Genomic DNA, 12,857 nt, shown 5'->3' with positions numbered 1-12,857 from the left:
TAATCCTAAATTAAACTCTGTTGACTTTAGTTTAGTCTCGCTTAAGATAAATAGAAGTGATGTTAATTAATGGTTAAACATAAATACTATGCATGGAAAGATAGATTTAAACCTGTTTGTAATACTTAAAACGGTATATCAAGAGGGCAGTATTACCACTGCAGCGGATAAACTGCATTTAACGCAACCTGCTGTTAGCCATGCGCTTTCTCGCCTTAGAGAAAAGTTTGACGACCCATTATTTATTCGCCACGGTCGGCGTATGGTGCCCTCACCTTTTTGCCAAAAAATAATAGCGCAAGTTATTGAGTCGGTGCAGGTATTAGAGTCAACCTTAAATAACGAACGGCTTTTTGATATAGCCGCCTTTAAGCGCGAAATTAAATTTGGCTTTAGAGGTATTTTAGAATCGATATTTTTTCCGCCGCTAATGAGCGACCTACTCACAAACACCCCCAATATCACGATTAACAGCCGACAGGTGTCGCATGTTGATATGGAAAAATCACTCGAAAACCAAGAGCTCGATATAGTCATTGATGTACTTACCCCTACCAGTAACCACATAAAAAACACCTTTATTTGTAATGAGCATTTTTCGCTAATTTGTAGGCACGATCACCCAATATTAAATGACTTAACCGTACAAAATTACGCAAAGGCATCGCACGCGTTGGTGTCGTTAAAAGGTGCGCAGGTAGATATTATTGATATGGCGCTGGCAAAGCATGCACTTGCCCGTAATGTAGTGCTTAAATGTGAACATTATTTTGCGGCGACTAAAGTGATTAGCCAAAGCGACATGATAATGACAATGCCAAACGCGTACGCGCAGGTATTAAAAGAGCAAATGCCTGTGCATGTAACTAGCTTGCCGTTTGATGTGCCGTTAATGCCCGTGCACATGTATTGGCACGAACAAGCTGATGACGATTTAGTAAATAGTTGGATGCGAGAAAAGCTGCTAGGTTTAGCCCAGCAACTTATCCCTGCTGACAAACTTAAAAGCGGTAATTAAATTGTGCGTGATAACTGCGCCCACGCTCTGATAAAAAACGGTGTGCGTAGCTAATTACTGGCACATCGTTGGCCTGCGAAAAAGCTTGTTTATCGGTTAAATTTTTAGCCAATAACGCCACCGACCAATCTCCTTCACTGCTACCTAGCTCTATGCGTAAATTTAGCTTTTCAAAAGCGCTTTGCTTGGCTATTGGGTCAAGATCTTGCTCTAAAAAGTAATCGTCACTAAAGTTAAGCGCTAAATTGCTACTTAAAGTAAGGTTTGAAAACACCTCGGAATTGTAATCAATCGCTATATTGCCTGAGTAATCGGGAGCAAACGCGCCAGTTTGCCCGGTTAAATCTTGAAATGCTTGGCCAAGTAGCTCGCTTTGCATAACCGTTGGCGATGCACTGGCGTATTGTTCGTATTCAAAATCAAGCACCGCAAGGTTTGCCGATAGCTGCCAACTTTGATTTATTGCCCAGCGCGAATCGAGCTCAATCCCTTTTACTTTAGTTTCGGCGGCATTTTTAACTACAAATGCATTACCATTAAATTCAGATACTTGTAGGTCATCGTACAGGGTGTAAAACAGTGTAGCATTTACTTGTAGAGTATTTTTAATTGGCTCGGCTTTTATGCCAAACTCAAAGTTTGTGGCTTTTTCGTCGTCAAACTCAAAGCCTGAGTTTTCATCAACCGTGTTACCTTGTGAGCCATTTAAGCCAGAGCCATCAAAACCACCGGCTTTGTAGCCTATGGCAGCGCTTGCAAATAACATGGTGTTGTTAAACCCTAAATACTGCACACTAATATTGGGTGATAAGTGCGACTCATCTCGCTTAGCGTTAAGGTTATGTACCCCCGCGCCCGAAAGCTGCCCTGCAATAGTGGGAGCAGCTGCATTAGCAAATTGCTGTACGGCTTGCGGTGTGTTTGGCTCAAATACGCTATACACACTTTGTACGCTGCTTACTTCTTTTTCTTCTTTTTGATAACGCAGGCCAAAATTAGCGCGCCATTGCGCGTTTACATTCCAAGTAAGGGCGGTAAATGCTGAGTAGCTTTGTTGGTCTTGATCAAACAGCGCATTTACGCCCAATGATGTACCCACTAAATCAGGAATAAGTAACGATGCGCCAAATAAAATATCGTTTGGGTGCTCAAGCTCACTGCTCATGTAAAAAATGCCCGCTACGTATTCAAGCGTGCGCCCTGTTGGCGAGCTTACTCTAAACTCTTGCGTAAACTGGTTATAGGTTTCTAAGTAGTCTTGTTTTATAAGCGGGATTTCTGAAAAATCCGCGTCAAAGGTTGAGTCCCAATCGTACTCGCTATACGTGGTTACAGAGGTAAATTCGTATTCGCCATGGTTATAGGTTAATTTAAGTGATGCGTTATCAAGCGTGGTTTTACTTTGCTCATTAAGCCCACCTGGGTGATCATCGCCCGATACCGAACTTGTGTAATCAAGGCCAGAGTTGTCGCTTAATAAAAGTGAACGATACCCTACATTGCCTGGGTTAGTAGGGTCATTTGCTATTTGTAAATCTCGGTTGGGAGTATCAATAATGTATTGGTAGCGCGAACCGTGCGACTCAAACTCACCGTGTTCCCACTTAAACAATGCGTTTATATCATCGTTTATTTGCCAATCTATTGATAAACGTGCACCTGATGAGTCGTTAGATTGCTCATCACTTTGGCGCGCTTGGTTATATAAAAAGCCATCAACAGAATGATCAAACGCGGCAATACGAATGGCTAAATCATCGTTAATAGGAATATTTATAACGCCTGTAAAGCGCTTTTCGTTATCAGAGCCAAACTCTGCCGATACGTTGCCTTCAAGTACATCGGTTGGCGAGTTTGAAACCATACTAAAGGCTCCTGCTGTGGCGTTTTTACCAAACATAACCGACTGCGGGCCTTTTATAAGCTCAAGGCGCTGCATATCTAAAAATGGAAATTTAGCCTGATGCCCGCGCCCTAAATACACGCCATCTTTATACATAGCAACCGATTGCTCAAAGCCTGAGTTAGTACCCGAGCCTATGCCGCGTACAAAAATACGTTTGCTGCTTGAGGTTTCGGTTATATGCACGTTGGGTAGGTTTTCGCTTAGGGCGAGTAAATCGTCAACACTGTTTTGCTCGAGGTAGTCGCCAGAAAGCGCTTGAATAGAGGTAGGAATATCTTGTAGCGATTGGACCCGCTTTTGCGAGGTGACGGTAATGGTTTCAAGCTCACTTTTATTTATTTTTTGCTCGCCAGCTTGTGCCATACCCACGCTTAATGCGCTGAGCGTAAATAAAGTAAGTGTTTTTTGTTTTAAAAAAGCAGGTTTTAAACGTGTGTGTGACTGTGTGTGTTCAGTTGTCATAGCTGCAACTCCATTATAGAGGTTATTTTTATTGGATAATTTTGCGTCTATTTCATACTGACGAGTCTTAAAATAAATAACAGTGATGTTTATTTATTCAACACTATTAGTAATATTTATAGTTAAGCGAAAAAGTGTTGTGCTAAATGGGGTTATAGCGGGTTTAAAGTGGGTTAAAAAATACTTGTGGATTAGCGGTTATATTTGCTACTGCCGAGCTTGGGGTGTTTGCTGCATTGATAAAGGCAGTAAGCTGTGGTGCATTTTCGCAAAAAATAATATCCAGTGCTAGGCGGTTTTTGCCGTATAAGCCTCGGTGAATCATATTGGCTGAAAACAACAGTAAGTCACCCGCATTAAGTTTAATAACTTTGCCTGTAGTTAAGTTATCGCTTGGCAGTTTATTATTTTTTGCAAGACGTATATTTAGCTCCTCTGGTGTATCCCAATTTTTATGCGAGTGGGCTACAAGCTCTATACCTGGCTCGTCTTCAAGGGCTAACCGGCAGTGCACTACGTCGGGCCCGTTTAACGCAGCTTGTTGCTCTTGCACATTTAAATGGTATTGCATATCGCGATGCCAATAATTTTTTTGTGTAACATTAACGGGATTAAAAAATAACTGAGTATTTAAAAACAGTGGCTCACTAATCGCCTGTTTTACACGCTTAATTAATTCGTTATCAGCTATTAAACTAAATAAGGCTTCGTTTTGCTGCGCCGTTAAATACTCACTATTTGTTATGCCTGAACTATTAATTGCACGGGATTGATAAAACTCATGGTTATTAGCCTTCCACTTTGTATGAAAGGCATTAACTAGGAGCTTAATTTTATTTAGCTCTTTGATACTGTAAAGCCCCTTTACAAGCATATAACCGTTTGATTTATAGTTGTTCATTGTGGTTCTTTATTTAATATTGCAGCAACGCGCTCAGCAAGCTCTGGCAGTACATCTTGTGCAAACCATGGGTTCTTTTTAAGCCAAATATTATTGCGTGGGCTTGGGTGTGGTAGCACCAAATGCTCCGGCCAATATTCACGCCACGATTTTACTAACTCGGTTAAGGGCATGTTTTTAGTATGCGGTAAATGATAAGCCTGCGCGTATTTACCGAGCACGATTGTAAGCTCTAAATTTGGCAGAGCGGCCAGTAATTGCGCTCTCCATGCAGGTGCACATTCTTTACGCGGAGGTAAGTCGCCCGACTTACCTTTACCAGGGTAACAAAAGCCCATAGGTAAAATTGCTATTTTTTGCGGATCATAAAACTCATCAACACTTAGCCCAAGCCATTCGCGTAGGCGGTTTCCGCTGGCATCGTTAAAGGGCTTGCCAGTTTCGTGTACTTTTATGCCCGGTGCTTGGCCGGCAATTAAAATACGCGCATTGGCATTAAATTGTATAACGGGGCGAGCACCTAACGGTAAATGAGGTTCACAGATCACGCATTTACTAACTTGCTCAATTAAATTGATCGGATCCATATAAATCTGGCCTTAAATGCTTAAATTTCGTTCTAAATGGCCATTTAGACCTAATGAGTTGGTAAAAAATCGGTTTATTTTACTCAAATTAGTTATTAGTTGGTAAAATCGTGATCTCACTTGAAAATAACAACTAATCATTTGATATATTTATTGTTTTTCTGACCATACGGCAAATTCGTTACCACTGGGCTCGGTAAAATGAAAGCGGCAGCCACCGGGGAACTCAAAAATAGGTTTTACTATTTTGCCGCCATATTGCGCTACTTTTTTATAGGTTGCGTGAATGTCGTTACTGTAAAACACCAGCAGTGCGGCCCCATGTTGAGTAAGTGATTTAAGCGGTGCTTTAAAAAAGCCACCATCAAGCCCTTGGCCGCTAAATGCCGTATACTCTGGGCCATAGTCGGTAAATTGCCAGTTAAACACGTTAGTAAAAAAGCTTTTTGTAGCTGTTAAATCGCACGCGGGAAATTCTACATAATTTAGTTTTTCGTGGTTGCTCATTTTAAATTTACTCTTTGGCTTGCCAGTATTGACCACTGTAAACCTTCGTAATTAGCTAAGCAATAACCCTAAAACAGCAGAGATCAGTATTTTACTAACATGCTAGGCACTAATGTTAAATTAACTAGAATATACAAATGAGAATCGCTATTTTTTGTATTTGTAAGCTTTATAATAACGCCTTATTTTTATTCTCGTATTTGAATAAGGGATTTGTTAACTATGCAGGCACCTCTGCACATAGCACCTTTTACAAAAACTAACCTAGCTGCGCTTTTAAATGTGGCCCAAAGCTATAGAGTGTTAGTATTTTTGCGTTTTATTATTGCCATAGTGGGTGGTTATGCGTTTACCTCAGCGTGTATTTCATTATTAAGTGTACTGCTGCCCATTCCTAAGCAAGATGCCGTATTACTGTGTGTGTCTATCAGTATTTTAATTTACGCCGCAGTGTTTATTTATGCGTTTTCGGTTAAGTCGTTAAAAACTGTTTGGATCAGTATTTTACTAAGTACAGGTTTTTTTGTTGCTATATTGGCATTACTGAAGGGTTGGCTATGAAAGACAGTTTTTTTAGGTCGATGACCTGGCTACATACCTGGGTGGGCTTACTTACCTGTTGGATTATTTACGTAATATTTTTTGCAGGCACAGCGAGCTTTTTTAGAGACGAAATAAATCTGTGGAATCAGCCGGCTATACACAATGTGCAAGCCCAAACCGACAGAGTGGCCGCGCAAAGGCAGCAAATTATTAATGGCTTTGATTATTTAAATCAGCACGCTGAAAATTCCCCTAGTTGGCGTATTACCTTGCCTGAAGAGCGAATACCGTATTTGGTATATGGCTATGCAAAACCTAAAGAGCCAGGGCAGCGCCGCAGCCAGTTTGTAAATACCCAATTAAACCCAAACACCATGCAAGCGCTGCCTCCTTTTGTTGAAAGTAAAGGCGGTAACTTTTTTTATCGGTTGCATTATCAGCTTTATTATTTAGATGCCATAACAGGGCGCTGGGTAGTGTGTTTTGCCAGTTTTTTTATGCTACTGGCAATAATTTCCGGCGTGGTTATTCATAAGCGCATATTTAAAGATATGTTTACCTTTAGGCGCAATAAAGGGACTCGTAGCTGGTTAGATGCACATAATTTAAGCTCGGTACTTGCCCTACCGTTTCATTTAATGATTACCTACACAGGCATTATTACGCTTATATTTATGTTGTTCCCCTACCCTGCGTTAACGACGTATGACAAGGGTATGCGTGGCTTTTTTAACGATGTAACACCTAGCAATAACGTGACTAATAACGCCCAAGGCAGTGCAGAATTGCTCCCTATAAACACTATTTTGGATCAAGTTTATACTAAGTGGCCTAGTGCAGATATTACGCGTGTTCAGGTTAGTAAACCGAATATGGCCGCCTCAACAGTAACGGTATTGGTGAGCCCTGCAAAGGCGCTTCGCGATCAATCTCCACGGCTTTTGTTTAGTGGCGCTACCGGCGAGTTAGTAGCACAAACTGATGACGAACTTAGCAGTAGTAAAGCACTTTATGAATCACTTAACTCTATGCATACAGGGCGCTTTGCTACGCCTTTACTGCGCTGGTTATACGTACTTGGCGGTATTGCAGGCTGTGTAATGATTGGCTCTGGCTGCATAATGTGGGCTAAACGCATACGCGAGCGTAATAAAGGTAAAGCCTCATTTGGCTTACAATTAGTCGAAGGTTTAAACCTTGCCACCATTATGGGCTTACCACTGGCTACTTGCGCCTTTTTTATTGCCAATAGATTACTTAGTCCGACCGTAGCAGGGCGTGGTGAAAAAGAAGTTACAGCGTTCTTTTTAGCATGGTTGGTGGTTGCTGTTATGGCACTTTTAAAGCGAGATAGGCTGCAATGGCGTGTAATGGCTGCCATAAATGCCCTCGCGTGTTTGAGTGTACCGGCAATAAATGCGCTTACCACACAGGGCAATATAGTGAGCTACTTACTTAATAAACAATGGGCCTTGTTTATTTTCGATGCGGTATTTTTACTGTTTAGCATACTGTTTTTAGTACAAACCGAAAAATTACGTACTGCTTCTAGCGCATCTAAAAAAGCAGCTAATAAGCTAGCCGATAATAAAAAGGGGCAAAAAGCATGATTGATTTACTTAGCTTTAGCCTCTGTTTGTTTGCTTTTAATGGTTTTGCTTTGGCAAAACCAGCGCATTTTAAAACGGTGTTTACAACGCGTCCCTCTAAGCTGCAAAGTAATTTGCTACTAATAGTTGCCTGGATCAGTATTTTACTAAGTTTATTGCTCTGTGTTGTTACGCAGCAGGGATACGGTGCTTTACTTTTTTGTGGCTTTATGGGTCTAAGTGTATTAATTATAACGATTTTTTATAATTTTATAGAAAAGTTGATTAAGCCATTTAGCTTTTTAAATATGTTACTGATTGGCTTATCAGGGCTATTACTGGTAGTAAATTCACTTTAGTTAGTAAAAACCTGATCCAAAGAAAGCCATTAATTTTAGGCAAAAAAAATGGCAAGCTATAAAGCTTGCCAACAATAGGGGGATATTCAGTATGTCCAACACTTGCATGTCTCGTTGCAAGTGCAGCTAATATAGCCCTAACATATTTAACTTACCTTACAGTGAGATGATCGTTTTATTACAGCTGTAACAATCATTTGCTCAACAACTGTAAAGCCCCTTTACATAGCTAAATAGCCTACTGTTTAACCCAAATAATTTGCTCTGTAGCAAAGCCTAGTTTGTTTGCTTTAGCTATAAAATGTTGTTTAAGCTCGTCACTAACGGTAGGTGTACGCGATAAAAACCATAAAAAGTCACGGTTATAACTTGTAATAAACGCATATTGGTAGTCGTCTTGGTCTAATTCAAAAATAACGTAAGCACCATAAAATGGACCAAAAAACGAGACTTTAAAATGGCCTGTGTCAGTCCCTTCTACAAATTTAGCTAAGCCCTGTGCTTCATCCCACTTTTGCTCTTTAGTTATAAAACCTTTGTTGAGCACTTTTACTGTGCCATCGTCGTTTACTGTGTAAGTCGCGGTTACTTGCTCCATACCCTCTTCGAATGAGTGATCAAGGCGGGCAATTTCGTACCACTTACCTTTGTATTGCTCAAGGTCAAAGTTTTTAACCGGAGTAATGCCCTCTGGTGCGCTTGTACAGGCGGTGAGTAAAAATAACCCTGTAATGAGTAAAATAGTCGTAATGGCCTTCATGAAAGCTCCTTTTTAAAAGTGATGTTGTTTGTACGGCTCTAAGCCAATAAAGTTTGCTAGCCGATTAAAATAAATTGCTATAGGATCAGCTAAATACTAGAGCAATTAAAAGATTTAAGCATGAAAATATGGGTAGATGCCGACGCATGCCCTGTGGTAATAAAAGAAATACTTTTTAGAGCCGCTGAGCGCACGCAAACACCAACCATTTTAGTAGCTAACCATGCAATGCGCATTCCGCCTTCAAAATTTATAAGCCGCGTACAGGTTTCGAGCGGGTTTGATGTGGCCGATGACGAAATAGTAAAACGCGTAGAAAAAGGCGATTTAGTTATTACTGGCGACATACCGCTAGCCAGTGAAGTTATAGATAACGGTGGCCAAGCACTTAACCCACGCGGTGAGCTTTACACGCCAGAGAATATTCGCTCGTTATTAAACGTGCGCGACTTTATGGATACCATGCGCTCAAGCGGCGTAGAAATGAGTGGCGGGCCACCACCGCTTAGCCAAACCGACCGCCAAAACTTTGCTAATAACCTCGACCGTATTTTAGCGCAGAAAAAGGCGAGCTAGTGTGAGTGAGCAACTAATTGGCTTAGGTGAGCAAGCCTTTAGCGTAGCCGTTTATGTGGCAAAAGCGCCGCCTATGCCCTACTTTGCAACCCTACACAGTGTTGAGCCTGTAATAAACGAGCAAATAAATACCATAAACCAGCACTGCGGGAATGGCTGGCGTAAAGTGTTTAACGTATACGCTAAAGTGTTGTTTGCGCTACCGAGTGAGCATTACAGCTTTGCTAAACAAGCCGCTAGCTGGCAAGCGTATCGCGATACATTTTTACTGCAAAAAAACAGTAAAACAGCGCTGTTATTTAGTGCGCCCATTATTAACGGCGCAAATAAAAATCAACTGCATATTATTGCTGGGCGAACCCATGCTAAAAACTTATTACAGCAAGGTAAGCTTAATGCGCAATTTAATTGGTTAGACGATGAGTTTGCAATTGATACAACGAATAACATTATCGTGTGCCCGTACTTTGATTACCGGCAGTTAAGTAATATTAAAATAGCCCGATTAAGCGAGCTAGTTGCCAAGCTTAAAACATCTAATTAAAAATGTAAGGACTCAACATGGCGGGAATTTTAGAGCTAAATACGTTATTAAAATCAATGAACCCCGAGCTTAAACAAGGTGAATATATATTTTGCTGTTTAGCAGGCAACCTTGCTGACTACGTTCATTTAAACCCGCTTGCCAGTTACGTTGAAGAAGAAGGCCTAACCCTTATTTTAAATGCAGATACCGCCAATAAAGCCGGTATTACTTATGAAGCTAAATATAATTTAATCACCCTAAATGTGCATTCAAGCCTTGAGGCTGTTGGGTTAACCGCTGCGGTATCGGCCAAATTAACCGAGCATAATATTAGCGCTAACGTAGTAGCTGCGTTTTATCACGACCATATTTTTATACAAACCGATAAAGCGCAGGCCGCGATGAAAGCACTTGGTGAGATTTCTTGAGTTTGCGGGCACAGCAACATGTTAGGTGATGTGGATATTAGCGCATCGGGTGGCGCTTCGCTTAACCGACCTACGTTTTAGGATGAGCTTGTCTTAAGCGTTTGAGCAGAATTAATATATCCAAATTACTCAACCACTAACTTTGACACTACCCATTTATGCAGTGGGTTTTTATTGTAGCGTGGATGCCACGCGGCTATTACATCAAACGGAGCTGGCAGCTGCTGTAGCTCTATTTTTACCAGTTCGGAGCTTACCGCGCGTGAGGGTAAAAACGCGATGGAGTCGGTGATTTCTAGGTACATAGGCACAATTGAAAAACACGGTGCCGATACAACAACATTGCGCGTTAAATCAAAGCTTTTAAACCAATCGTCAATAGAGCCTTTAAAATTTGGGCGCGAAGGCGAGGCTATAATGCTTGGGTAACTGGCTATTTGTGCAAGGGTTGGTTTTGTGCCTGCTATTGATGAGTTAGCTGAAGTAACGCAAATATGTTGCTCCTCAAATAACTTAATAATGGGGTAAGTACTTGGGATGTAGTCAGGGAAGGCAATGGCTAAATCAACTTTACCGTTTTCCATTAAATCGTGCAGGCTATCGAGTTCAAAGTCTCTTATTATTAATTTTAAATTAGGCGCTTGCTCTCTTAACTCTTTTACAAGCGCTGGCAAAACAACTTGCTGTGCGTAGTCGGTAGCGGCTATTACAAACGCACCATCAACTGTTTTTGGGTCAAATATTTTAGGCGCTAATAATGCCTGAAAATCGTTTAGCAGCTTGTCTATATCTACCGATAACTCTTCTGCATAAGGCGTTGGCACAAAGCCGGTGGTTTTTCTTAAAAACAGCTGGTCGTTAAATACATCACGCAGCTTTTTGAGTTGCTCACTCACAGCTTGTTGGGTTAAGCCTAATTTACTCGCCGCTTTTGATGCGTTTTTTTCGCGAATGAGCGCCTGGAAAATACGCAGCTGCTTTATATCTAGCCTGTCTAACTTACTCATGCCAATGCCTTTGTTATTTTAGCATTATTAACGTATCACATTACCATTTATTTTTGTATCACTTACATGAAGTGGTTGTTTCTAATTGTCGAGCTACCCCCTTATTATGCCCCTACACACTAAATTGAATGATTGGAGCAAACAATGAAAACAGTAATTTTAATCGGTGCACTGGGCAAAATGGGTCAAGCGGCATTGACCGGTTTATCTAAGCATAAAGTAATTACAGCGGGTCGCTCGGGCGATGTAGATCATATTGTTGATATTACGAGTGAAGCGTCAATTACTGCTTTGTACGAAAAAGTAGGCCACTTTGATGCCCTAGTAAATACAGTGGGTTTATGCGAATACGAAACCTTTGCTGATATGAGCGAAGAGCAGTGGATGACGACCATTATGAGCAAAATGATGGGGCAAATTAACCTTGTACGTATTGGTCAAAAGTACATTGCTGATGGCGGCTCATTTACGCTAATTAGCGGTATTTTAAACGTTAAACCGATTCCTTTTGCGATTGCCGATGCAACAACAAGCGGCGCAATAGATACGTTTGCAAAATGCGTATCACTAGAAATGCCACGTGGCACGCGTATTAATGTGGTTAACCCTACTGTGCTTGAAGAAGCGTGGGATGTTTATGGCGAAATGATGCCAGGTTTTCAACCCGTGCCAGGCAAGCTTGTTGGTAAAGCGTTTGAGCGTTCGGTTGATGGCTTTATTACTGGCGAAGTTATTTTTGTAGATGCATAACTACCCGCCAAATTGGTGATGCAATTGGCAAACTAATAAGCGCTTTGCATTAACAGTAACTGCAAAGCGCTTAAATACAGATTTTAATAGGTGATGAAATGAAAAAATTAATACCCGTATTTGCAATATTATTGGCCGCAGGCTGTGCCAGTGTAGCACCAAGCTCGCAATATGTTAGCGAGCCAGGTGCCGATTCTAATAAAGAATGTAAAACCATACCGCGCCATAAACATACGGTTAAATGGTGCAGGCCGCATCCTTCAAGATAAGTTAAACAACGTATCCGCTAAAACCAAGCGCTTTAAAATAAAGCTTAGGAATACCGTATTTGCACTCGTTAAGTAACTCGCTAAAGCGCATTCTATCAAGTGGGTAAAATTCACTGTCTAAGTTTTGAGCTGTGTAGGCTTGCCCTGCATCACTTAAGCCTAAATCGGCACACACAGTAATTTGTGCTTCGCGCTCAAAGTCGGTTTCAGGTTTCATTAAATCGCTAATAAATAAGTTTGCGCCTTTATTTAAATTAGCTTTAATATTTTTTAATAGCTGCTTTTTGCTGCCGTCGTCTTTTAAAAAGTGCATTACGAGTAGGCATAGCGCCGCATCGGCCTTGGTAGATAGCTTATCAAGCTCGCCTTCAATAACATTAACGCGCTTTGCTATGCCGTGCTCTTCAAACGCGTGTTTAGCAATTGCGAGCATATCACTTGAGGTATCTTGCGCGGTAAATTGCCAAGTAGGGTTAAGCGCGGCAAGGGCGAGTATTTCTTTGCCTGTGCCTGCGCCCACGACTAAAATATGTGCGTTATCTTTAAGGGTTGCTTTAAGTTGAGCATTAGTAAGTTGATGCAATAGCTCATAACCAGGGACTAAACGGGTAATGCGGTCGTTGTAATGTGTTGCTTGCTCGCCTGTGAATGTTGGCATTTTTTAACTCC

General features: G+C 41.2%; 16 protein-coding genes. 9 read left to right on the top strand and 7 right to left on the bottom strand.

The window, feature by feature from the left end:
• Positions 1–88: 88 nt before the first annotated feature.
• Positions 89–1,018, top strand: coding sequence for a LysR family transcriptional regulator (locus MSC25_RS18515; RefSeq protein ID WP_248444242.1), 930 nt, complete (start codon positions 89–91; stop codon positions 1,016–1,018).
• Here MSC25_RS18515 and MSC25_RS18510 read toward each other — a convergent pair.
• From MSC25_RS18510 to MSC25_RS18495, 4 genes are all read right to left on the bottom strand, one after another.
• Positions 1,002–3,386 carry a TonB-dependent receptor gene (locus MSC25_RS18510; protein WP_248444240.1) on the bottom strand — a complete coding sequence of 795 codons (2,385 nt, stop codon included), beginning with the start codon at positions 3,384–3,386 and terminating at the stop codon, positions 1,002–1,004. The genes MSC25_RS18515 and MSC25_RS18510 overlap by 17 nt on opposite strands.
• 163 nt (positions 3,387–3,549) lie before the next feature.
• Positions 3,550–4,287 carry a phytanoyl-CoA dioxygenase family protein gene (locus MSC25_RS18505; protein WP_248444238.1) on the bottom strand — a complete coding sequence of 246 codons (738 nt, stop codon included), beginning with the start codon at positions 4,285–4,287 and terminating at the stop codon, positions 3,550–3,552.
• A complete protein-coding gene (locus MSC25_RS18500; protein ID WP_248444236.1) occupies positions 4,284–4,874 on the bottom strand; it encodes a uracil-DNA glycosylase family protein in 591 nt (196 codons plus the stop codon). The genes MSC25_RS18505 and MSC25_RS18500 overlap by 4 nt, the downstream gene beginning before the upstream one ends.
• A gap of 150 nt (positions 4,875–5,024) precedes the next feature.
• Positions 5,025–5,381 carry a VOC family protein gene (locus MSC25_RS18495; RefSeq protein ID WP_006793291.1) on the bottom strand — a complete coding sequence of 119 codons (357 nt, stop codon included), beginning with the start codon at positions 5,379–5,381 and terminating at the stop codon, positions 5,025–5,027.
• Between the two features lie 222 nt (positions 5,382–5,603).
• Between MSC25_RS18495 and MSC25_RS18490 the strand changes: the two genes are divergently transcribed.
• The 3 genes from MSC25_RS18490 to MSC25_RS18480 are packed head-to-tail and all read left to right on the top strand — an operon-like array spanning position 5,604 to position 7,872.
• Positions 5,604–5,942, top strand: coding sequence for a hypothetical protein (locus tag MSC25_RS18490; protein WP_248444235.1), 339 nt, complete (start codon positions 5,604–5,606; stop codon positions 5,940–5,942).
• Positions 5,939–7,534: a PepSY-associated TM helix domain-containing protein gene (locus MSC25_RS18485; RefSeq protein ID WP_248444234.1), complete on the top strand. Its 1,596-nt coding sequence runs from the start codon at positions 5,939–5,941 to the stop codon at positions 7,532–7,534. Before MSC25_RS18490 ends, MSC25_RS18485 begins: the two co-directional genes overlap by 4 nt.
• On the top strand, positions 7,531–7,872 hold the full coding sequence (locus tag MSC25_RS18480) for a DUF3325 domain-containing protein (RefSeq protein WP_248444233.1): 342 nt from the start codon (positions 7,531–7,533) through the stop codon (positions 7,870–7,872). The genes MSC25_RS18485 and MSC25_RS18480 overlap by 4 nt, the downstream gene beginning before the upstream one ends.
• Positions 7,873–8,110: 238 nt before the next feature.
• Here the strand turns inward: MSC25_RS18480 and MSC25_RS18475 are convergent, their stop codons facing one another.
• Entirely contained in the window at positions 8,111–8,632 is a 522-nt protein-coding gene (locus tag MSC25_RS18475) for a lipocalin family protein (RefSeq protein WP_121638614.1), read from the bottom strand.
• Positions 8,633–8,752: 120 nt separating this feature from the next.
• On the opposite strand from MSC25_RS18475, the gene MSC25_RS18470 reads away from it, so the two are divergent.
• Genes MSC25_RS18470 through MSC25_RS18460 form a run of 3 tightly spaced genes read left to right on the top strand, consistent with a single transcriptional unit; the run spans position 8,753 to position 10,162 of the window.
• Positions 8,753–9,208: a YaiI/YqxD family protein gene (locus MSC25_RS18470; protein ID WP_004588273.1), complete on the top strand. Its 456-nt coding sequence runs from the start codon at positions 8,753–8,755 to the stop codon at positions 9,206–9,208.
• 1 nt (position 9,209) lies between these two features.
• Positions 9,210–9,752, top strand: a complete 543-nt coding sequence (locus MSC25_RS18465; RefSeq protein WP_138685448.1) for a hypothetical protein — start codon at positions 9,210–9,212, stop codon at positions 9,750–9,752.
• Positions 9,753–9,769: 17 nt separating this feature from the next.
• Positions 9,770–10,162 carry an ACT domain-containing protein gene (locus MSC25_RS18460; protein ID WP_248444232.1) on the top strand — a complete coding sequence of 131 codons (393 nt, stop codon included), beginning with the start codon at positions 9,770–9,772 and terminating at the stop codon, positions 10,160–10,162.
• A gap of 125 nt (positions 10,163–10,287) precedes the next feature.
• On the opposite strand, the gene MSC25_RS18455 is transcribed toward MSC25_RS18460, so the two are convergent.
• Positions 10,288–11,169, bottom strand: coding sequence for a LysR family transcriptional regulator (locus tag MSC25_RS18455; protein WP_248444231.1), 882 nt, complete (start codon positions 11,167–11,169; stop codon positions 10,288–10,290).
• A gap of 144 nt (positions 11,170–11,313) precedes the next feature.
• Between MSC25_RS18455 and MSC25_RS18450 the strand changes: the two genes are divergently transcribed.
• Together MSC25_RS18450 and MSC25_RS18445 are read left to right on the top strand one after the other, a co-directional pair.
• A complete protein-coding gene (locus tag MSC25_RS18450; protein ID WP_248444230.1) occupies positions 11,314–11,919 on the top strand; it encodes a short chain dehydrogenase in 606 nt (201 codons plus the stop codon).
• A gap of 98 nt (positions 11,920–12,017) precedes the next feature.
• Positions 12,018–12,188, top strand: coding sequence for a hypothetical protein (locus MSC25_RS18445; RefSeq protein WP_157683944.1), 171 nt, complete (start codon positions 12,018–12,020; stop codon positions 12,186–12,188).
• 1 nt (position 12,189) lies between these two features.
• Here MSC25_RS18445 and MSC25_RS18440 read toward each other — a convergent pair whose 3' ends face one another.
• Positions 12,190–12,846, bottom strand: a complete 657-nt coding sequence (locus MSC25_RS18440) for a class I SAM-dependent methyltransferase (RefSeq protein ID WP_248444229.1) — start codon at positions 12,844–12,846, stop codon at positions 12,190–12,192.
• Between the last annotated feature and the right edge of the window lie 11 nt (positions 12,847–12,857).

Source organism: Pseudoalteromonas sp. 1CM17D (genome assembly GCF_023161805.1).
GTDB lineage: Bacteria > Pseudomonadota > Gammaproteobacteria > Enterobacterales > Alteromonadaceae > Pseudoalteromonas > Pseudoalteromonas atlantica.
This window is presented reverse-complemented; position numbering and strand designations above follow the sequence as displayed.

What these genes read in the sequence shown, in the direction of transcription:
- MSC25_RS18515 (WP_248444242.1), top strand. Translation starts at nt 89, where the DNA reads ATGCATGGAAAGATAGATTTAAACCTGTTTGTAATACTTAAAACGGTA.
- MSC25_RS18510 (WP_248444240.1), bottom strand. Translation starts at nt 3,386, where the DNA reads ATGACAACTGAACACACACAGTCACACACACGTTTAAAACCTGCTTTT.
- MSC25_RS18505 (WP_248444238.1), bottom strand. Translation starts at nt 4,287, where the DNA reads ATGAACAACTATAAATCAAACGGTTATATGCTTGTAAAGGGGCTTTAC.
- MSC25_RS18500 (WP_248444236.1), bottom strand. Translation starts at nt 4,874, where the DNA reads ATGGATCCGATCAATTTAATTGAGCAAGTTAGTAAATGCGTGATCTGT.
- MSC25_RS18495 (WP_006793291.1), bottom strand. Translation starts at nt 5,381, where the DNA reads ATGAGCAACCACGAAAAACTAAATTATGTAGAATTTCCCGCGTGCGAT.
- MSC25_RS18490 (WP_248444235.1), top strand. Translation starts at nt 5,604, where the DNA reads ATGCAGGCACCTCTGCACATAGCACCTTTTACAAAAACTAACCTAGCT.
- MSC25_RS18485 (WP_248444234.1), top strand. Translation starts at nt 5,939, where the DNA reads ATGAAAGACAGTTTTTTTAGGTCGATGACCTGGCTACATACCTGGGTG.
- MSC25_RS18480 (WP_248444233.1), top strand. Translation starts at nt 7,531, where the DNA reads ATGATTGATTTACTTAGCTTTAGCCTCTGTTTGTTTGCTTTTAATGGT.
- MSC25_RS18475 (WP_121638614.1), bottom strand. Translation starts at nt 8,632, where the DNA reads ATGAAGGCCATTACGACTATTTTACTCATTACAGGGTTATTTTTACTC.
- MSC25_RS18470 (WP_004588273.1), top strand. Translation starts at nt 8,753, where the DNA reads ATGAAAATATGGGTAGATGCCGACGCATGCCCTGTGGTAATAAAAGAA.
- MSC25_RS18460 (WP_248444232.1), top strand. Translation starts at nt 9,770, where the DNA reads ATGGCGGGAATTTTAGAGCTAAATACGTTATTAAAATCAATGAACCCC.
- MSC25_RS18455 (WP_248444231.1), bottom strand. Translation starts at nt 11,169, where the DNA reads ATGAGTAAGTTAGACAGGCTAGATATAAAGCAGCTGCGTATTTTCCAG.
- MSC25_RS18450 (WP_248444230.1), top strand. Translation starts at nt 11,314, where the DNA reads ATGAAAACAGTAATTTTAATCGGTGCACTGGGCAAAATGGGTCAAGCG.
- MSC25_RS18445 (WP_157683944.1), top strand. Translation starts at nt 12,018, where the DNA reads ATGAAAAAATTAATACCCGTATTTGCAATATTATTGGCCGCAGGCTGT.
- MSC25_RS18440 (WP_248444229.1), bottom strand. Translation starts at nt 12,846, where the DNA reads ATGCCAACATTCACAGGCGAGCAAGCAACACATTACAACGACCGCATT.